A 20,889-nucleotide genomic window follows, 5' to 3' on the forward strand; every position below is an offset into this window, starting at 1 on the left:
TTTGACTTTGGAATGCGCAGCTTTATAAAAAAAATTGTTGGACAATATCATTAATTTATGTGAATGAACCCTGAACACTTTTAAGAGTTCTGCTATGCTAAAAGCCCATAAAATCAAGCATGGATGATTTACATGAGCGTTACTATTGGTACTCCACTTCAGCCTTCAGCATTTAAAGTCCTGCTATTGGGTTCTGGAGAGCTTGGGAAAGAAGTTGTGATTTCTTTACAACGTTTGGGTGTAGAAGTTCATGCTGCTGACCGTTACGATCATGCTCCTGCAATGCAAGTGGCACACTATGCCTATACCTTAAATATGGCAGATGCGACAGCGCTTAAACAACTCATTCAGGACGTTAAGCCGAATTTAATTGTCCCTGAAATTGAAGCCATTGCGACACAAGTATTGGTTGAAATCGAACAAGAAAATATTGCCACAGTCATCCCCTCTGCAAAAGCGGTTAATTTAACCATGAACCGTGAAGGCATCCGTCGTTTAGCTGCGGAAGAACTGGGCTTACCGACATCGGCTTACCGTTTTGCAGATACTTTAGAATCTTTCCGTGCTGCATGTGATGACATTGGTTATCCAAACTTTGTTAAACCAGTCATGTCCTCTTCTGGTAAAGGCCAATCCCGCGTAAAAGAATTTTCAGAAGTAGATGCTGCGTGGAAATATGCACAAACAGGTGGTCGTGTAAATCAAGGAACAGTAATTGTAGAATCACAAATTGATTTTGATTTTGAAATTACGCTATTAACAGTACGTTCAAAAAACCCAGAAACGGGTGAAATTGAAACTTCGTACTGCGACCCAATTGGTCACCGCCAAGACGCGGGCGACTATGTTGAAAGCTGGCAGCCTCAAGCTATGTCACCAGTGGCCCTCGACGAAGCAAAACGTATTGCCAATAAAGTCACCATCGCATTGGGTGGCTGTGGTATTTTCGGTGTAGAACTCTTTGTCAAAGGCGATAAAGTGTGGTTTAGTGAAGTATCACCACGCCCACATGACACAGGTCTTGTGACGCTTGCCTCTCAGTTCCAAAGTGAATTTGAATTACATGCACGTGCGATTTTGGGATTACCTGTCAATACAGCACGCCACAGCATTGCAGCGAGTGCCGTCATCTATGCAGGCGTAGATGATAATAACTTATCTTTTTCTGGCTTAAATCTTGCTTTGGCAAACCCAAATACTGATTTACGCATTTTTGGAAAACCAGAAGGCTTTACACGTCGCCGTATGGGCGTTGCGACAGCACGTGCTGAAACAACCGACCAAGCGCGTGAACTGGCGGCCGAAGCTGCTGGACTAGTGAGCGTTCATCAAAATTAAGCGTTGTTAAAATATACGGATACGGTTCATGATCAATACTTCTCCACTGCTTAACTATGTCAGCAGCAATCACGACATCAAAGCGATTAATCAATGGCGTAGTGATGTCGAAAATCAATTACAAGAAAGTTTTGATCATGGCCAATCCATCCGCGATATCATTTTAACGCGTTCAAATATGACCGATGAAGCACTTATTTTCCTATGGAAATATGCAAAACTCGATCAGACAGACCTAAGTTTATTTGCTGTCGGTGGTTACGGTCGCCGAGAGATGCTGCCTTACTCTGATGTAGACATCATGATCTTGTCTGAGGATGAGTTTAGCGAAGAACAAGAGAAAATCATTTCAGTCTTTATTTCCTCACTTTGGGATGTCGGCAATTTCAAGCCCGGCATTAGTGTACGTACCATTGCCAACTGTGTTGAACAAGCAACCTCCGACTTAACTGTTGCTACTGCCCTCATTGAGTCCCGTTTAATTACAGGCAATGAACACTTAGCCAAATGGCCACGACGCATTGTTTCACAAACATGGACAGACAAGACCTTCTATGATGCAAAAATGGAAGAACAGGCCAAACGCTATGCACAGCATAACTTTACGGAAAGTAATCTAGAGCCTGATATTAAAAACGCGCCGGGTGGCATTCGGGACATTAACCAAATTGGTTGGATTGCTAAGCGGCATTTCCGCGTCAACCGTATTTATGACTTGGTGCACTTAGGCTTTATTTCAGAGTTTGAGTTAGGGGTATTAGAAGAAGCCGAAAGCTTCCTCTGGGAAATTCGTCATCACCTACACCGCCTCACTAAACGTGATGAAAACCGTTTACTGTTCGACTATCAACGTGACATTGCCGCAAAGTTTGGCTATGTGCGTGAAGAAGGCAAATCACCGAATTATCCAATTGAACAATTCATGAAGCGTTATTATCGAAGCGCTCAACAAGTCACCACGCTGAATGAAATGCTGTTGGCTTATTTCAATGAATCTGTGATTACCCCACGCCTACCGAACTATGAGCGTAACATTGAGGAAATCAATGAAAATTTTAAACTGGTCGACGGCAAACTAGCCGTTCAACACCATAAAATTTTCTCTGAAATTCCAAGTGCTATTTTAGAAATTTTCTATATATTGGCCAATCGACCTGAAATTACAGGCATTCGCGCGCGTACGCTACGTTTGTTAATTTTGGCAGCTAAACGTATTGACCAAAAATATAGAGATAATCCAGCGCATCAAGCCCTGTTTATGGCCATCATTCGCTCACCCCATCGTTTATATGAAACCATGGTGGCAATGAAACGTTATGGCGTTTTAGGTAACTATATTCCTGCATTTGGGCAGATTATGGGGTTGATGCAATATGACTTGTTCCATATCTATACGGTCGATGCACACACCTTATTGTTACTGCGGAACTTAAACCGTTTCAAAGAACCTGAGTTTGCCAAGGACTTCCCTGTCGTGAGTTCCGTGTTCCAACGTCTGGCACGTCGTGACATTGTCTATTTGGCTGCCATTTTCCATGATATCGCGAAAGGCCGTGGCGGAGACCATAGTGAGCTAGGTGCAAGCGATGCGATTGAATTCTGTCGTAGTCATGGTTTTACCGAACGTGAATGCAACCTTGTCGCATGGCTCATCCAAAACCATTTACTCATGTCTGTTACCTCTCAAAAGAAAGATATTTCTGACCCCGATGTGGTTAAAGCTTTTGCTGAGAAAATGGGCGACATGGAACATCTCGATTATCTATATACGTTGACAGTTTCGGATATCAATGCAACCAATCCTTCACTTTGGAATACGTGGCGCGCATCTCTCATGCGTCAGCTCTATACCCATGCACGTGACGTGATTCGCTCAGGTTTAGGCCGTCCTGTGGACTATCAAATGCTCATCGAGGACACTAAGTTTTCTGCCAGCGAACAACTGGTCGAAGAGTTTGCACTAGATGATGTCGAAAAAGTCTGGCAAGAACTGGGGGATGAATATTTCCTCAAAGAGTCTGCCGATGAAATTGCTTGGCACACACGTGCTATTTTACAACACGGTGATAACCCTGAACCGCTGGTTTTGATGCGCGCACAGCGTAAATTTGCTCAAGATGCGGTACAAATCTTTATTTATACCCAAGATCAGCCCAATCTGTTTGCAACAACGGTTGCTATTCTCGATCGTATGAACTTGGACGTACAAGATGCGCGTATTATTACCGCGACCAAAGCATTTAGCTTAGACACTTATGTCGTTCTTGACCGTTTTGGTACGCTGCTAACCGACCCTGAACGTGAAGCAAAAGTGCTATCAGCATTAAAAGATGCCTTAGCCAATTCAGATAAATACCCTGGGCTCATGCAACGTCGCATCCCTCGTCAGCTACGCCATTTCGACATTGAAAACACCGTTGATATTACGCTGAATGAAGCACTGCAACAAAACATGGTTGAAATTGCAACACTTGACCATCCCGGCTTACTTGCCAAAGTAGGCGGGTTGTTTATGATGCAAGGTCTAGATATTCACTCTGCTAAAATTGCCACCCTAGGTGAGCGTGCCGAAGATATTTTCTTTGTCACCAAAAAAGATGGGCAACCCATGACCGAAACTGAAGCTGAAACTTTTGCTGCACAACTAAAATCAGCCTTAGATGAAGCCTCTAGTCAGGTCTGTGGTCAACATTAACAATACACACTGGTATTTTGTTTCATGAACTCGAGTTTATCCCTTTTACACCCTTATCCTTTTGAAAAGTTGAATAAACTATTTCAGGATATTACTCCCGCAGACTTACCCCTCATTCCATTATCGATTGGTGAGCCTAAGCATCCTGCACCCGAGTTTGTGAAACAAGCCATTATCGAGAATTTTCAGCATTTATCGACCTACCCAAACAGTAAAGGTATACCCGAATTACGCACCAGTATTGCAAACTGGCTAACCCGTCGTTTTCAACTCAATCAGATTAGTGCAGAAAACAATATATTGCCTGTTTCGGGCACACGTGAAGCAATTTTCTCTTTTGTGCAGGCATTGGTAAATCGTGAAGATGCGCCTTATGTGGTTATGCCTAACCCGTTCTACCAAATTTATGAAGGTGCCGCTTTACTTGCTGGAGCAAAACCGTACTTTGTAAATTGCACCGAAGAAAATGGTTATCTCGGTGACTTTGATGCTGTGCCTGCTGAAGTCTGGGAGAAAACAGCCTTGTTATTTGTCTGTACACCGGGAAACCCAACTGGTGCGGTGTTATCAAAAGAACAATTCAAAAAATTAATCGCACTGTCAGACCAATATGGTTTTGTCATTGCATCGGATGAATGCTATTCAGAGCTTTGGTTTGATACTGCACCTGTGGGCCTACTCGAAGTTTGTGCTGAAATAGGCCGAGATGACTACAAAAACTGTGTCGTATTCCACTCACTGTCTAAGCGCTCAAACTTACCGGGTATGCGCTCTGGCTTTGTCTCGGGTGATGCAGCATTGCTCAAACCTTATTTACAATACCGTACGTATCATGGTGCGGCGATGCCTGTACAGCACCAATTGGCTTCGATTGCAGCATGGGATGACGAAGCGCATGTTGAAGAAAACCGTGTGCAATATCGTGCAAAATTTGATTTATTTCAAAAGGAATTAGGCCATATACTGCCCCTACAAAAACCAGATGCAGGCTTTTACTACTGGTTAAAAGTAGATAATGACGAAACTTTTGCAAAAATGCTCATGGAAAAAGCACATGTCAAAGTACTTCCTGGACGTTATTTGTCACGCGATACTGAGCAAGGTAACCCAGGCGAAAACCATGTGCGTCTTGCGCTAGTTGCAGATCTTGCACAGTGTGAACAAGTCATTGCTCGCCTTAAAGCAATTTTATAAATAAGCTCATCTAAATAAGAAAACCTCCTATAATGGAGGTTTTCTTTTTTCATTCGATTAAAAATCAAATGATGCACTTAAAGTAAATGTACGAGGTTGTGCCAGTGTTAAGTAAGTATAATCATTGGTACTTGCTGAAGCCCAATACTCTTTATCAAATAAGTTGGTAATACCAAAATTAATCACTGTTGGAACTTGATTGATCTGGGTTTTATAATTCGCCCCCACATCTACACGCGTCCAATCGTTTAATTTTAATGTATTCGCATTATTTGCGTACTGACTACCTGTATAAACGACACGACCATTAATTGAAACATCTTGTGGTACAGGTAATTTCCAATCTGCTTCAACATTCGCCTGAAACTCCGGCACACCAACCACTTGGTTGCCATCAAACAAACCTTGATGCGTCTCTTTTTGCTCAGTATCAATCCATGTTGCACCACCTAAGATGCGAACTGCATCGGTTAATTGACCATAGGCATTAAATTCAATACCCTGATGAATATTTTTTGCATCAGTGGGTTGGGCTGAACCTGCCATATTTACAGCAGCTTTACGACGCTCAGTGTTGAAGTAATTTAAACCACCACCAATTACACCATTTTCATATTTCAAGCCAATTTCTTTTTGTTTTGACACAAAAGGATCAGCCACATAATAGTTACCAGTACTATCTAAAATGCCATCACCTTGAACCAAAGCTTCGACATAGTTGGTATAGACTGCTAGTTCAGGTGTAATTTTATAACTTACACCTAAAGCAGGTGTAACTTTATCTTTATTAATGTTGTGCTTGTAGACCCCATATGAATAAACATCTTGATCTATTTCTTGATAACGTGCCCCAAGCATTACCGTTAATCGATCATCTAGAGCGGAAATATTGTCACCTAAAGCCACACTTCTTAAAGTCGCCACATTCGCTTTCGGATAAGTTCCTTTAGAACCTAGCCATTTATCAATATTAAACTCATTACTATAAATAGGGTTATAGAAGTTATCAGCCACTCCTGTAGCATAACCATAACTATAGCGCTTATCTGCTTGGTACATCGAACCAGACAAAACAACATTATGGCTTAATGTACCAGTATTAAATTTGGTTTTAACACCCACTTCACCCGTATGGTTTTTATCTTTTCGTAAAATTGTTGAGGCAAATAAAGAGGCAGCGCCCGTTTCAGTATTGCTGAGTTGCTGACTAGAATATACGCCCGCTTCTTCACTCACACGGAAACCATAAGCAGCATATGCAGTCACTGCATCATTAAAGTCATATTCTGCACGATAACTACCAAAGACATCTTCCTCATTAGAATATGTCCATGATTGTCCATGATAATCCGCATATTGTGATGCACTTGGAACCGAAGTTACCGCATTGGTCAAACGCAAACTTGGACGGTTTTCTTTAAGACGGTTGTTGTTGTACCCTAAATCGCCTGATAAGCGCAGTTGATCACCACGATAATCAAGCGCAATCGAAGCCAACCCAAGCGAATTATCTTCTTTTTCAACTTCTGTACCACCGCCATGGTATGCCGTATTTACACGTACACCATATTCATCATTTTCATCATTTTCATCATTTTCACCAAAACGTTCGGATACATCACTCGATAAGTAACCACCATTAAAATCTGTACCTGCTGTTACACGTTTAAGCGGTTCATTGGCTGCGCGTTTAGGCACCAAGTTAACAGAACCACCAATGCCAGAACCTCCCGGCATTGCACCATTTAAAAATGCTGAAGCACCTTTGAAAACTTCAACTCGCTCAAATAATTCTGTAGGAATGTATTGACGCGGCAAAATCCCATACAAGCCATTATAACTTGTATCATCAGAGGCCAAAACGAAACCACGAATAAAGTAAGTTTCCTGAAAGTTACCAAAACCTTTCGCTAAACGAACGGATGGATCAACTTGTAAAACATCCCCAACACTCTTTGCTTGACGTTCTTGAATGTATTGGTTGGTATAGCTGGTTAAGCTAAATGGGTTATCTAAATTTTTCTGGTTACCAAAGACACCTACTCGCCCGCCAGTCGCGACCTGTCCACCAGCGAAAGCCTCCATTAAACCATTTGCAGAAGCATCGGCACTTGCAACTATACGGATTGTTTCCAAAGCTGTAACATTACTCGCCTGAGATGATGAGTCAGATTCAACGACAACTGGAGCTTCGGCAGAATGTGAAATACTGTACCCAGATACACATACCATCATTAACACCAATGGTTTCAGCTTAACCATTTCCTACCTTTTTCATCAATCTAAAATTCGAGCCTGATAGTAAATGAGAATTAATTATTCCATTGTTATAACTTATGATGTCAGACAACTGATTGACTTTTACTTTAAGATTCTCATATTACTAGTCCATCTAATAACAAAACGATTGCAAAAGAGGCAAAGCAGCACCCTGACATCTTATAAAGCCAGTTGAGTCGCTGAGTTAAAAAATGATTCCAGCACTTCCAACTCAATAACTTAAGCAACAACAGATTCCACATCAGAACCACAGCCACCATCCAGAGACTCATTAAGAGCAAGGTACAAACATCAGATTTTGAATAAACCAGCAATATCAAACTACTATAGAACATCATATTTTTAGGGTTCAGCAAACTTGACTGTAAACCTTGAGTAAAACATAGAATTTTAGTTTGATGAGGTATGGAATCATGTGCTTGAACATCAACATTTTCATGATGCTTATAGCGAAAACACTGTATAGACAAATACAACAAATACGCAACACCTAATCCGCGTAGCAACATCAGAACAAAAGCATGAATATGCCCAAGCCACCCCAGTAAAGTAAAAATCAGCGCTAGAATAAAAGCATTCCCAGCTACAATACCGAAAACTGTATATCGTGCTCTTCTTTGACCACTGTTTAATGCCGTCATCAGAATCAGGAAAAAATCAGGGCCAGGAGAAAGCAAAGCCACAAAATGCGTCACAGCAATAACAATAAAAAGCTCCATCACTAATCTCTCTTTAAAAGTGAGACAAGCCTAACGATGGATGAAGATCAACTCTTGGATAAAATTGCGCGATGTTGCTTTTGATAGAGCTTAGGCGTAGTGCCCGTTAAATTTTTAAAAACACGATGAAAATGACTTTGGTCACTAAAGCCCAACGTATAACTCAGTTGCGCAATATCCATACCTTGTTTTAAAAAGATGCGTGCATCATTAATTTTATGATTCAATTGATAAGCGTGCGGCGTCATGCCTAAAAATGATTTAAATAGCCGAATAATGGCATACCGACTCAACTGGACTTCTTGCGACATTTGCTCTAATGATAAAAACGCGTCAGTATCCTGAATCATCGATAAAAGCTGCTTAAACTCTTGCTGTGCATAGTGTTGAGGAGCAAGCAGTTCTAGCTGAATATATGGAAATAAAAGCTCAGTAAGTGTTGTGATTAAGCTTTGTTCTTTTTCCCAATAAGACAGTGCAGTATCAAATAATTGACTGTTGAGACAACTAAAGTCTTGATACATCTTAGGCTGTTTATACAACACAGGTTTGAACTGCGGTATGTCTTGATAAGCATCTTTATGTGCAGTTTCTTGTAATAACTGGTTCAACCAACGTGCATCTAAATGCATCATTTGGTAGCTCCAAGCTTGATCTGGAACAGGATTACACTCATGTTCTACATGTGCAGGAACCAATACCAAGGTACCCACGTCTATTTGTTGCGTTCCACCGAAGTGGCTAGTGAAAATGCTGTTACCTTGATCCACCGTTCCAATTGAAAATGTCGGATGACTATGGGCTTTATAACAAGCAAGACTTGCACATGCCCGACGTGTTTCCACATAGGACATGCGCGGATCACTCCAAAATTCAACTGAAGTACCTTGCTCTTTCACCACTGACGACACATCAACAGATTATTGTTGTAATGCTTTTTCAATATCTGCCTGAATCGCTTCAGGCTTGGTGGTTGGCGCATAACGATTAATTACTTTGCCATCTTTACCAATCAAGAATTTTGTAAAATTCCACTTAATGCCGCTGCCGAGAATCCCTTTGCTGTTATTGGTTAAATAACGGAATATGGCGTGGGCTTCTGGGCCTTTAACATCGACTTTGGAAAACATGGGAAAAGTCACCCCATAGTTTTTCTGACAATACGTTCCTATTTGCTCATTGCTACCCGGATCTTGCCCCCCAAACTGATTACAAGGGAAGCCTAATACCTCAAACCCTTGTGCATGATATTGCTCATAAATTTTTTCTAATCCCGCAAATTGTGGTGTAAAACCACATTTACTGGCCGTATTGACGATGAGCAGCACTTCGCCCTCATAGTCAGCAAAGGATTTATTTTTTCCATCTAACAATTCCGCTTCAAACTGATAAATGTTGGTCATGGATAAGTATCCTCATCACTTTTTTCTTGTGTTTCTAGTTCTAATGAAGCCGAGTTTACACAGTAACGTAAACCTGTAGGCTCAGGTCCATCTGTAAAAACATGGCCTAAATGAGCATCACAGTGATGACATACAATTTCGGTACGCACCATGCCATGTGTTGTATCTTGATGCTCTTCTATCACAGTCGTATTGAGTGGCTTATAAAAACTTGGCCAGCCGCAACCACTGTCATATTTGTTTTCAGAATTAAATAATGGCGTACCACAACAACGGCATACATAAGTGCCGGCTTGTTTAGTATTCCAATATTTCCCCGTAAAAGCTGGCTCCGTCCCCTTTTGTCGCGTAATGCGAAATTCGTCAGGTGATAACTCTCTTTGCCATTCTCGGTCTGTTTTATTGAGTTTTCCCATGATTACGTCCCTTTCCATCTTGCTATTTAAAATAGGATAATCCTATATTTACGTGATTCATCTTAAAATTTCTAGTGTTTAGTTCACAATTTACAAAAGACCTATAATTCCAATAAAAGCAAAAAGAAAGCATTTTACAAAAGAGGTAAGCAATTTATTTTCTTTAATGCTTTTTTGTGAGCAAATTTAATGTTAGTCTTATTGACATTCTTGCTCAGGATTAAAAAAATGTCGCAAAAAAAGAGCGTTATTTTTAAACATCTACTGCCTGTGATTAAACAATATCAACAGGTGGGATTTACGCATGAAAAAATTGTTGCTTTACTTAGAGATGAACATGATCTCGATCTGGTGACAACTGAAACATTTAAAAGCTATTTATACCGTTATGCAAAAGTGACCTCCACTCTTTCCGAGAACATCAAAATGCCGAACACTCTCCACACCCCACGCGAAATAAAAAAATCGTCTAAGCTCGAGCATGTTTGCTACGACATCCGTGGACCAGTGTTGCGAGCGGCCAATGAAATGGAAGAAGCCGGTCATAAGATTATCAAACTCAATATTGGTAACCCTGCACCTTTTGGTTTTGAAGCTCCTCAAGAGATTATTAATGATGTAGCTTTAAACCTGCCAAATGCAGTGGGCTATACCGACTCAAAAGGGATTTTCCCTGCGCGTAAAGCCATCTGTCAGTACTACCAACAAAAAGGCATTTTAGATATGCACGTTAATGACGTGTATATCGGAAATGGTGTCTCTGAATTGATCGTGATGGCCATGCAAGGCTTGTTAGATGATGGTGACGAGATGCTCGTGCCAATGCCTGACTATCCCCTTTGGACGGCTGCGGTAAATCTTTCAGGCGGTACAGCTATTCATTATAAATGTGATGAAGAAAACTTTTGGTATCCCGATATTGCGGATATGGAGAGTAAAATCACACCACGTACCCGCGGTATCGTGATTATTAATCCAAACAACCCAACAGGTGCAGTTTATCCACGCCATGTACTTGAGCAAATCGTCGCATTGGCTAAAAAGCACGATTTGATTTTGTTTGCAGATGAAATTTACGACAAAATTGTTTATGACGGTATTGAACATGTTTCTGTAGCAGCATTAGCGGGTGACCAACTCTGTATCTCTTTCAATGGCTTATCTAAAGCATACCGTATTGCGGGTTACCGTTCAGGCTGGATGGCCATCACAGGCGATAAGTCACGTGCAGTCGACTATATTGAAGGTTTAGATATGCTCGCTTCTATGCGTTTGTGTGCCAACCACCAAGCACAGTATGCCATTCAAACTGCTTTAGGCGGCTACCAGTCAATCAATGATTTAATTCGTCCGGGTGGTCGTTTATACGAGCAGCGTAATATTGCTTGGCAAATGTTGAATGACATTCCAGGTGTATCATGTGTTAAGCCTGAAGGTGCAATGTATTGCTTCCCGAAATTGGACCCAGAAATCTATCCAGTTCAGGATGATGAAAAACTGATGCTTGATCTACTTCGTGCTGAAAAAGTACTTCTGGTTCAAGGCACAGGCTTTAACTGGCCAACACCAGATCACTTCCGTGTGGTGTTCTTACCTGCTGAAAATGAACTACGTGAAGCCATTACCCGAGTAGGCCGTTTCCTTGCGAAAATGCGTTAATTGATCACTTAAAAAACCGTACTTTATGTACGGTTTTTTTATTTACAAAACTGTAATACATCACTTTTCAAGTTTGGCATAAGTTTAAAAGAAGCAGCCATTTTGCTGTGATTCCATTGAGATGATGGGGAGTCGCTTATGGGGACAATTGCGGTAACATCCTGGAAATACAATGCTTCTTCACGCTATTTAAAAATTTTCTATGCCGATGGTTCAGGCGAGTTGTATCATCCCGTGCCTGAATTTGTTTATAACAATTTAGTTCGATGTAATAATAAAACAGCCTTTGTTCATAAATATTTAGAATATGATTTGCACTTTACACGCTTAAGTATTCATTAATTTTTCAAGCACAAACAATCAGGATTTATCCTGATTGTTTTCCATGATCCCACGTCACCACCAACAAGCCGGCACCAATCGCTAATGTAGACAGGTTAAACTGCTCGTCCTGCTGAATAAGCGCGATGAAGTCCGTGACTTGATCTGCATGCGATAGAACATTATCAGCCACCAAAACTCCGCGTGAAACACACATTAGTCGTTTCAAATCTGGCCAATAGTCGACATAAGCATCACGTTCAGCATCTAGCAATATAAAATCAAAGATGGCTTGCGACTGCTTCAAATATTCAGCTGCGTCACCCACCCAAAACTCAACGCCATTGGATAAATTGAAATCCGCAAGATGACTCGCGGCTTGTTGACTTCTCTCAGCATCAATTTCCAAAGTGGTTAATCGAGCATTCACTTGTTGCGCTGCATAAGCCAACCATAAGGTTGAGTAGCCCGTTGATGTTCCTATTTCTAATATCTGCTGAGGCTGTTGAATATGCACCAGTTGCGCCAAAAACTGTGCAGACTCAGGCTCAATATTGCGAAAGCGCGCAATACGATCTGCTTGCGTACTGTCATGTTCTTGAAAGCGTTGATATAAGGCCGATACTTTATTCAAAAATTCTGCATGCATGATCAAATCCCCCTCTACTTTACTTAGCGTTGTTTATACTTCTTGAATCAGTTTAAAGCGCTCAACTTCACGATCATCTTCTAGCATTACCGTTTCAGTAAACATGGCAAGTGGACGTACCCAAATCGAGTAATCCCCATATAAACACTGATAAACCACCAGTTTTTCTTCGGTTTCACTATGCGTCGCTACATGTAAAACTTGATACAGTTGCCCTTTATAATGCTGATAAATACCGCGCTGTAATTGCATCACTTGCTTCCCTATTTTTTAATTGTCTCGATCATACCTAATTTATACGGCTGAAACTGCAAATCACTTGAAAAATCATTTAATTCCCCCATATAGCTTTATGAAATGATTGAAGAAAATACTTTTAAATCTATAAAACCGATTATTAAAATAAAAACAAACTGTTTTATCTATTTTTAGATTTACTCTATGATTCTTCTATCAAATAAATTTATAGACTGCTTTGGAGAGCTTAACAATGTTAGATCAAAATACTTCAGCTCAATTAAAAACACTTCTTGAACGCCTAGAAGGTCCGATTGAATTGGTTGCGACTTTGAACGGTACTGAGAAATCAGACAAAATCAAAGAATTGGTTGAAGAAGTTGCAGCACTGTCTCCACTGGTGACTGCACGTTTTGATGGTCAAAACTCACGTGTACCCAGCTTTGGTGTAGCAAAAGCCGGTGAAGAACCGCGTGTTTTCTTTGCGGGTTTGCCGATGGGGCATGAGTTTACCTCTTTGATTTTGGCATTGTTACAAACCTCAGGTTACGCACCCAAAGTATCGGATGAAGTTTTGGCTTCAATCAAAGCTTTGGGCATCCAGTCTAACTTTGATGTATTTGTCTCTTTAAGCTGTCATAACTGTCCAGACGTGGTGCAAGCCTTGAACCTGATTGCCATTTACAATCCAGGCACGACAGCAACTATGATTGATGGTGCATTCTTCCAAGATGAAGTTGAAGAACGCAAAATCATGGCTGTACCGATGGTGTTCCAAGACAACACCCATATCGGTCAAGGCCGTATGACCTTGGAAGAAATTATTGCCAAACTGGATACCAATTCAGCAGTCAAAGAAGCTGAAAAACTCAATGCCAAAGATGCTTTTGATGTTCTCGTGATTGGTGGTGGCCCTGCGGGAAATACCTCTGCCATTTACGCAGCACGTAAAGGCATTAAAACAGGGATCGTGGCTGAACGTATGGGTGGTCAAGTCATGGATACCATGGACATTGAAAACTATACCTCGATTCAAAAGACCCAAGGGCCGAAGTTTGCTGCTGAAATGGAAGCACATGTACGTGAGTACGGTGTGGACATCATGAACTTACAACGTGTTTCTAACATCAAAGGTGCAGATGAGACCGCGAATGGCTTGGTTGAAGTCACTTTAGAAAATGGTGCGAAGCTTGAATCTAAAACTGTGATTCTTTCAACAGGTGCACGTTGGAGAGAAATGAATGTGCCGGGCGAAGCAGAATACCGTACTCGTGGTGTTGCTTACTGCCCACACTGTGATGGTCCACTGTTTAAAGGCAAACGTGTAGCAGTAATTGGCGGAGGTAACTCAGGTGTCGAAGCTGCGATTGATCTTGCTGGGATTGTTGAACATGTAACTTTGGTTGAGTTTGATACCAAACTACGTGCCGACCAAGTGTTGCAAGACAAATTGCATAGTTTGCCTAACACTACGGTGATCCTGAATGCACTCTCGACCGAAGTTGTGGGTGATGGTTCACAAGTGACGGCATTGAAATATAAAGACCGTGCAACGGATGTAGAACATACGGTTGAGCTTGCAGGAATCTTTGTGCAAATTGGTTTATTACCAAACACTGATTTCTTAAAAGAGACTGCTGTTGAGCTTTCAAACCGTAATGAGATTATGATTAACGATCGCAACGAAACCAATGTCAAAGGTATATTTGCCGCAGGTGACTGTACGACTGTGCCATACAAGCAAATCATCATTGCCACAGGTGAAGGCGCGAAAGCAGCTCTGTCTGCTTTTGATTATATTATTCGTTCTGGCGTGTAATCCTCTCAAATGCTTCCCTGCTAAAGGCTTATAGGCAACTCAGCTTATAAGCCTTTTTATCACGCTGTTTTTTATAAAAAATTACATTTTTTTAACAATAATGCAGTCTGCTTTACATTCAAAGTAGATTATATTTTGCCCAACCCCTACTTTTGGGTATAAAACGAAAAGGATATGAAAATGAATAAATTACTTATTGCTTTAGGTCTTGCTGCTGCTGTTGTTTTAGTGGGTTGTTCAAAAGAAAAAGCACCTGAAACAGGTGCAACGACAGGTGAACACCTTGAAAATGCTGCTGAACAAGCAGGTCATGACATTAACAAAGCTGCAAGTGAAGCCGTATCTGACACTCAGAAAGCGGCAGATGAAGCATCTGCAAAAATTGGTGCTGCCGCTGACGAAGCTGCTGCGAAAACTGAAGCTGCTGCTGAAGATGTTAAAAATGCCTCTAAAGAAGCAACAGCTCATGTTGCTGGTGCAGTAGAACAAGGCGCTGCTGATGTGAAAGAAAAAGCGCAATAATATTTCTAAACTCAAAAAAGCCTCCCACTCGGAGGCTTTTTTATGGGCTGTGCTATAGTAGATGAAACGTGCATTATTAAATAAATCATAACTTTAAATTTTGAGGATGATCTATCGTCATGTCCTATTCTCACCATGTTGAACCTCATTTAATTCATCGTACTGGTTGGCTACGTGCAGCGGTTTTGGGTGCCAATGACGGCATCATTTCAGTGACCAGTTTGATTATGGGGATGGCAGCCAGTGGCGCAACAAGCCATACCTTACTCATCACGTGTATTGCAGGGCTCATTTCAGGTGCAAGCTCTATGGCTGCGGGTGAGTATATTTCGGTGAAGTCTCAATCAGATATTGAAGAAGCCGACTTAAAACATGAAGCTAGGGAGTTAGATAAAAACCCGCACTTAGAACTTAAAGAACTGACTCAAATTTATATACAACGTGGACTAGAACCCGAACTGGCACATGAAGTCGCAGTACAACTCAGCGCACATGATGCACTGTCTGCACATGCTCGTGATGAAATAGGCATCCATGAAAATACCAGTGCAAAGCCACTTGAAGCCGCGGGTTCTTCTGCCCTCGCCTTTTCACTAGGTGCTCTGTTTCCTATGCTGGCCATTCTATTAAGCCCTCAAGGTTATCTGACTCAGTCAGTTGCCCTAACAGGGGTACTATCATTGTTCGGTTTAGGGGCTTTATCGAGCTACTTTTCTGGGACTTCTATGTGGACAGGTGCATTTCGTGTGACACTATGGGGAATTTTTGCGATGCTATTTTCTAGTTGGATTGGCTCCCTATTTAATGTGCATGTTTAACGTCAACAACACGAAAAGCGATAGCAGACTACCTATTTAAAATGTAAAAAGTCCATGGATTGAATGGGCTTTTTACTATTTACAGCATCATTTACCATCAACTTTAAGCTTGCACATTTTTCTCTGAGCCACTACTCAGATGCACTATTACTGATGATTGAAGTTCAATTCTACAGGTGCAACAGCTTATTTTTTAATTAGCATGAATTGCTTAACGTCTATTCCCCTTCCCATAACAGCCCAAAACATCATAGAAAATGATGAGTCAACGCCTTACTTACATCTCGCTAGATTGTTTTTTCATTCATATAACGCCAGTAGCGTTTAGGAACATATTGCACATGTAGTTTGATATTTGCTCTTGCCTCGATGTTGATACTTTTAAAATAATCTTTCCATAACTGGTCATACAGCAGCTCATCATCATCTAATTCAACACTAAAGGACTGACTGTGTCCGACTTTGTGTGCATGATCAATTTGATCCACATCCATCTTCACCTGATGCACAGCTGTCAAATCATAATAAATTCCAAAATTTCTTCTTTCATCATAAATCAACCATCTTTGATCTTGATATCGGTTTCTAAAATGTGGTTCTATCAGCGGTAAAACATTAAAATCTGGCTGTACCAAACTTAAAAACAATCCATCCTGACATTTTTTAAAGCGGACAAAAGCTTCCATACGGTGCTTTTCTCTGCCCACTTGCTTGGCCCACTGCGAAACAGCCAATATATCCGCATGCGCATAGTTACGATCTACAGAATGTGTATTTTTAAACACATAGATACAGAAATTAAAAAGATGTTGATGTGCCTGTTCCTGCTCAGACAGAAAGCAATAATAAAAAGATCGCAGACTCTCAGCTGTGATTTTTTGTTTTAATCCCCGCCAAACTCGCTCTGCGTGTTCGTCATTTGAAGCAACCTCAATACACTCATCAAACAAGCTGGCTTGTGAATTGTTAGATGCAAGCTTGACGTCAAAATCTTTAAACTGAAAGCTTCTATATACACAACTCAGTAGTCCAGTCATGCTTTGATCAAAGTGATATGTCGACATACTAAAAACCAAAGCCTAGTTGAGGCGAAAACTGTTTTTGATATTTGGATTGCCCCGATTGCAAAATGTGCTGCCGAATCTGGTTCGCTTGTTGTTCTTTTTTAAACTTTGGCGTATCTGCACAGCGAATAAAATGCTGTGCCCGATTGTAAGCAATTCCCATACGCTTTAGTTGATCGATATGAATCTGCCCAAAACGACGAGCTTGCACAATTTTTTTAGCCGATTGCACCCCTATCCCCGGAACACGTAAAATCATACGATAGTCTGCATGTTGAATATCAACAGGGAAATGCTCAGGGTTACGTAGTGCCCAACTTAGCTTCGGGTCGATGTCCAAATCTAAATTCGGATGCTGATCATTCACAATTTCCTGCGCATCAAAACCATAGAAACGCATGAGCCAATCCGATTGGTACAGCCGATTTTCTCTTAATAATGGCGGTGCAGAACCCACAACAGGAAGCATTTTTTCCTGTTCATTGATTGGGATATAACCTGAAAAATACACCCGTTTGAGCTGATACACTTTGTAATGGTGATCCGCCATTAAAATAATATCTTTGTCTGTTTCTTGATGTGCGCCCACCACCATCTGAGTGGTTTGTCCCGCGGGTACAAACTTCGGCACATGCCGAATTACACGCCGTTCATCCGTCAACTGAATTAAGCGGTCGCGGACAATGCCCAAGTCCTTTTGTACTTCTGCATGTGATTTCTCAGGTGCAAACTGTTTTAAACCAACTTCCGTTGGCATTTCCAAGTTAATACTCATGCGGTCTACATATAAGCCCGCCTCGGTAATAATCTCTTGGGAAGCACCAGGTATCGTTTTTAGATGAATATAACCATTAAAGTTTTCTTCAAGGCGTAATTTTTTCACCACTTGTAGCATTCGCTCCATAGTGAAATCAGCTGATTTAAAAATACCTGAACTGAGAAATAACCCTTCAATATAATTGCGGCGGTAAAAGTTGATGGTTAAATCCACCACTTCTTGTACAGTAAAAGCGGCTCGTTTGACATCATTAGAGCGTCTAGAAACACAGTACGAACAATCAAAAATACAGACATTTGAAAATAGAATTTTAAGCAATGAAACACAGCGACCATCTTCTGTATAACTATGACAGATACCGTTTCCTGTATTCCCCAAACCTTTGCCTTTGTTTTTACGATTGCTACCACTGGACGAACAGGACACGTCATATTTAGCTGCATCAGCTAAAATCTGTAGCTTTTCACGGATACGATCGGTCATGACGGTCCTCAGTAAAATCTAAAAATAAAAGTATAAAAAATTTCAGACTAAAAGCATTACCAATACACATACCCAACGACATGGATTGTCGCTAAAAACCGAAAAATAAACGTGATTGCTTTTAGATATTTTTCGAGAAAATACTGAATATTATTTGCCAATTTTGCAGTGCTTGGGCAAAGTGTCTATATGTAAAAGGAGCAAGTACATGTCTTTATTATTAGAACGCCTTGAAATTAAACATCCTATCTTCCTTGCACCGATGGCTGGTGTTTCCACACCAGAGCTTGCGGCGGAGGTTTCAAATCAAGGCGGGCTAGGCTCACTTGGATTAGGTGCAAACACCGCAGAAACCGCACGTAGCCAAATTTTAAAAACCCAAGCACTGACCGAACAACCTTTTCAAGTTAATTTTTTCTGTCATCAAAGTGTCGAACTTGATCCAGCTATCGCACAAACATGGATTGATTTTGTAAGACCTCATTTTGAACAATACGATGCAGCCCCCCCCACGCAACTGCACTGTATTTATCCTAGCTTTTTGGACAATGATGACTTTTTAAATGTTGTACTTGAAACTCGCCCTAAAGCCGTCAGTTTTCACTTCGGTATTCCCCATCCGCACCAAATACAGGCGCTAAAAGACGCTGGCATTTTAACCATGGTTTCTGCAACCAACTTAGCGGAAGCACGGGCCATTGAAGCAGCAGGAATTGATTTTATTATTGCTCAAGGCATAGAAGCAGGTGGACACCGCGGGATTTTTAATGAACATTTTGATAGTGCAATACGTACGGTCGACCTCGTACAATTACTGACGCAGCACTGTCGGTGCCCGATTATTGCTGCGGGTGGCATTATGAATGGTACACAGGCTCAGCAGATGTTAAGCCTCGGCGCGAGTGCGGTACAGTTGGGGACAGCTTTCGTACAATGCAAAACGTCGAATGCCAATGATGCCTACCGTCATGCACTTTTCCATGAGCACATCACACAAATAAGTGCCAGTATTTCAGGTCGCCCAGCTCGCGGCTTACTGGGTCACTGGCATACCCAGATTGATCTACCGAACCGCCCTGCTGTTGCTGCATATCCCTACTGTTATGATCTTGGAAAACAATTACATGCCGCAGCAAGTAAACAAGGCGATCAAGGCTTTGGTGCATTTTGGGCAGGTACGAATGTTTCGCAAATTCGTGCCATGGAAGCACCTGACTTAATTAACCAATTGTTGGTTGAAATGCAACAAGTCAGTTATTAAGGGCTTTGTTGCACAAAGATTTCATAACTATATGATTTTAAAAGTTTTGATTATTTTTTGATCCAAAATTAAATCTATTTAAATCAGATGCTTACATATTTATGCAACAAAGCCGTTATTAAGTCTCATTATTCACTCAAAGCTCCCTACGTGGAGCTTTGTTTATTTGGTTTCTAACAAATTGACCTGTTCAACCTGTACGTCATTCATGGTTTCACCATGTATGAGTAATTGGTCAAAGTAGTCAGCGACCACTTTAAATTGTTCAGTTGTACTTTCCACTTTGTACATGTTCTGGCGAAATTCATTACTTGAACGTAAACCTTTGGTGTACCAAGCAATATGTTTACGTGCAATTCGGCAGCCAGAGTATTCCCCGTAAAATGTGTACAGTTCAGCAAGATGTCCAAGTAGAACTTCTTTTACTTCTTGAATGCTTGGTGCTGCCAAATGTTCACCTGTCTCCAAATAATGTGCGATTTCACGAAAAATCCATGGACGCCCTTGCGCAGCGCGACCAATCATAATTGCATCTGCACCAGTATAATCGAGTACATATTTGGCTTTTTCTGGACTATCAATATCCCCATTGGCAACCACTGGTATACGAATGAGCTGTTTAGCCTCTTTAATTAAATCATAACGAGCCGTGTTCAAATACATGTCTTCACGGGTGCGCCCATGCAACGCCAACGCGGCAATACCCGCCTCTTCAGCACGTTTCGCTACACGTAAGATATTTTCATGACCATTCAAAAAACCCAAACGAGTTTTAAGTGTGACAGGTACATCAACTGCAGCCACAACTTCATCCAAAATTCGAGCCACCAAGTCTTCATCTTTTAAAAGTGCAGAACCCGCCAGCTTATTACAGACTTTCTTGGCAGGACACCCCATATTAATGTCCACAATTTGAGCACCATTTGAGACCTGATATCGTGCAGCTTCCGCTAACTCTTTGGGATCTGATCCTGCAATTTGTGCTGAAATAGGCGCCAATTCACCATCAAAATTAGCACGATATAAGCTTTTTTTACTCATCCGTAACGTTTGGTCTGATGTCATCATTTCACTGACAGCATGCCCTGCACCAAAGTATTTGCACAGAGACCTAAATGGACGGTCAGTTACGCCTGCCATCGGAGCGACCCAAAGTTTCTTACCTATTGGTTTATCAAACAATTCTTTAATTACATTGTTTTGACTCAATTTCTTTAACCTCGTTTAACTTCT

At 41.1% G+C, this 20,889-nt stretch carries 19 protein-coding genes; 9 read left to right on the forward strand and 10 right to left on the reverse strand.

Annotation, left to right across the window (positions count from 1 at the left end):
- The first annotated feature begins 123 nt into the window (after positions 1-123).
- Genes purT through dapC form a run of 3 tightly spaced genes read left to right on the forward strand, consistent with a single transcriptional unit; the run spans position 124 to position 5,227 of the window.
- Positions 124-1,338, forward strand: coding sequence for a formate-dependent phosphoribosylglycinamide formyltransferase (gene purT, locus MN200_RS09065; RefSeq protein WP_242759228.1), 1,215 nt, complete (start codon positions 124-126; stop codon positions 1,336-1,338).
- A gap of 28 nt (positions 1,339-1,366) precedes the next feature.
- Positions 1,367-4,033, forward strand: a complete 2,667-nt coding sequence (gene glnD / locus MN200_RS09070; RefSeq protein ID WP_078390119.1) for a [protein-PII] uridylyltransferase — start codon at positions 1,367-1,369, stop codon at positions 4,031-4,033.
- Between the two features lie 24 nt (positions 4,034-4,057).
- The gene (gene dapC / locus MN200_RS09075; RefSeq protein WP_242759232.1) at positions 4,058-5,227 is read left to right on the forward strand and encodes a succinyldiaminopimelate transaminase; all 1,170 of its coding nucleotides are present in this window, start codon (positions 4,058-4,060) and stop codon (positions 5,225-5,227) included.
- 57 nt (positions 5,228-5,284) lie between these two features.
- Here the strand turns inward: dapC and MN200_RS09080 are convergent, their stop codons facing one another.
- The 5 genes from MN200_RS09080 to msrB all read right to left on the reverse strand — a co-directional run bounded on the left by MN200_RS09080 (position 5,285) and on the right by msrB (position 10,045).
- Positions 5,285-7,489, reverse strand: coding sequence for a TonB-dependent receptor (locus tag MN200_RS09080; RefSeq protein ID WP_242759234.1), 2,205 nt, complete (start codon positions 7,487-7,489; stop codon positions 5,285-5,287).
- A gap of 113 nt (positions 7,490-7,602) precedes the next feature.
- On the reverse strand, positions 7,603-8,226 hold the full coding sequence (locus MN200_RS09085) for a LysE family translocator (RefSeq protein ID WP_234304868.1): 624 nt from the start codon (positions 8,224-8,226) through the stop codon (positions 7,603-7,605).
- A 47-nt stretch (positions 8,227-8,273) separates the two neighbouring features.
- Positions 8,274-9,080, reverse strand: coding sequence for an AraC family transcriptional regulator (locus MN200_RS09090; RefSeq protein WP_242760520.1), 807 nt, complete (start codon positions 9,078-9,080; stop codon positions 8,274-8,276).
- Positions 9,081-9,146: 66 nt separating this feature from the next.
- Positions 9,147-9,629, reverse strand: coding sequence for a glutathione peroxidase (locus MN200_RS09095; RefSeq protein ID WP_004980122.1), 483 nt, complete (start codon positions 9,627-9,629; stop codon positions 9,147-9,149).
- Complete coding sequence (msrB, locus tag MN200_RS09100) at positions 9,626-10,045, reverse strand: peptide-methionine (R)-S-oxide reductase MsrB (protein WP_005399615.1); 420 nt, start codon at positions 10,043-10,045, stop codon at positions 9,626-9,628. Before msrB ends, MN200_RS09095 begins: the two co-directional genes overlap by 4 nt.
- Before the next feature lie 228 nt (positions 10,046-10,273).
- Here msrB and MN200_RS09105 point away from each other — a divergent pair, with 228 nt between their 5' ends.
- Entirely contained in the window at positions 10,274-11,704 is a 1,431-nt protein-coding gene (locus tag MN200_RS09105) for a pyridoxal phosphate-dependent aminotransferase (protein WP_005399616.1), read from the forward strand.
- A gap of 138 nt (positions 11,705-11,842) precedes the next feature.
- Positions 11,843-12,046, forward strand: coding sequence for a KTSC domain-containing protein (locus tag MN200_RS09110; RefSeq protein ID WP_086209342.1), 204 nt, complete (start codon positions 11,843-11,845; stop codon positions 12,044-12,046).
- A 25-nt stretch (positions 12,047-12,071) separates the two neighbouring features.
- Here MN200_RS09110 and MN200_RS09115 read toward each other — a convergent pair whose 3' ends face one another.
- Together MN200_RS09115 and MN200_RS09120 are read right to left on the reverse strand one after the other, a co-directional pair.
- Positions 12,072-12,677, reverse strand: a complete 606-nt coding sequence (locus MN200_RS09115; protein ID WP_242760521.1) for a class I SAM-dependent methyltransferase — start codon at positions 12,675-12,677, stop codon at positions 12,072-12,074.
- Between the two features lie 30 nt (positions 12,678-12,707).
- A complete protein-coding gene (locus MN200_RS09120) occupies positions 12,708-12,926 on the reverse strand; it encodes a DUF1653 domain-containing protein (RefSeq protein WP_004693482.1) in 219 nt (72 codons plus the stop codon).
- 238 nt (positions 12,927-13,164) lie between these two features.
- Between MN200_RS09120 and ahpF the strand changes: the two genes are divergently transcribed.
- The 3 genes from ahpF (at position 13,165) to MN200_RS09135 (ending at position 16,070) form a co-directional block, all read left to right on the forward strand.
- On the forward strand, positions 13,165-14,730 hold the full coding sequence (gene ahpF, locus MN200_RS09125) for an alkyl hydroperoxide reductase subunit F (protein WP_242759236.1): 1,566 nt from the start codon (positions 13,165-13,167) through the stop codon (positions 14,728-14,730).
- A 180-nt stretch (positions 14,731-14,910) separates the two neighbouring features.
- Positions 14,911-15,252 (forward strand): hypothetical protein, encoded by a 342-nt coding sequence (locus MN200_RS09130; RefSeq protein WP_058869489.1) that lies wholly within the window; start codon positions 14,911-14,913, stop codon positions 15,250-15,252.
- 119 nt (positions 15,253-15,371) lie between these two features.
- Complete coding sequence (locus MN200_RS09135; protein WP_148826219.1) at positions 15,372-16,070, forward strand: VIT family protein; 699 nt, start codon at positions 15,372-15,374, stop codon at positions 16,068-16,070.
- A gap of 287 nt (positions 16,071-16,357) precedes the next feature.
- Here MN200_RS09135 and MN200_RS09140 read toward each other — a convergent pair whose 3' ends face one another.
- Both MN200_RS09140 and MN200_RS09145 read right to left on the reverse strand, forming a co-directional pair.
- The gene (locus tag MN200_RS09140) at positions 16,358-17,134 is read right to left on the reverse strand and encodes a TIGR03915 family putative DNA repair protein (protein WP_178928621.1); all 777 of its coding nucleotides are present in this window, start codon (positions 17,132-17,134) and stop codon (positions 16,358-16,360) included.
- A gap of 1 nt (position 17,135) precedes the next feature.
- Positions 17,136-18,395 (reverse strand): putative DNA modification/repair radical SAM protein, encoded by a 1,260-nt coding sequence (locus MN200_RS09145; protein WP_242759238.1) that lies wholly within the window; start codon positions 18,393-18,395, stop codon positions 17,136-17,138.
- Between the two features lie 208 nt (positions 18,396-18,603).
- Between MN200_RS09145 and MN200_RS09150 the strand changes: the two genes are divergently transcribed.
- Positions 18,604-19,656, forward strand: coding sequence for a nitronate monooxygenase (locus MN200_RS09150; protein ID WP_058869485.1), 1,053 nt, complete (start codon positions 18,604-18,606; stop codon positions 19,654-19,656).
- A gap of 162 nt (positions 19,657-19,818) precedes the next feature.
- Here the strand turns inward: MN200_RS09150 and dusB are convergent, their stop codons facing one another.
- Positions 19,819-20,796 (reverse strand): tRNA dihydrouridine synthase DusB, encoded by a 978-nt coding sequence (gene dusB, locus MN200_RS09155; protein ID WP_058869484.1) that lies wholly within the window; start codon positions 20,794-20,796, stop codon positions 19,819-19,821.
- Positions 20,797-20,889: the final 93 nt, after the last annotated feature.

It is taken from the genome of Acinetobacter sp. LUNF3, from assembly GCF_022699605.1.
GTDB lineage: Bacteria > Pseudomonadota > Gammaproteobacteria > Pseudomonadales > Moraxellaceae > Acinetobacter > Acinetobacter johnsonii.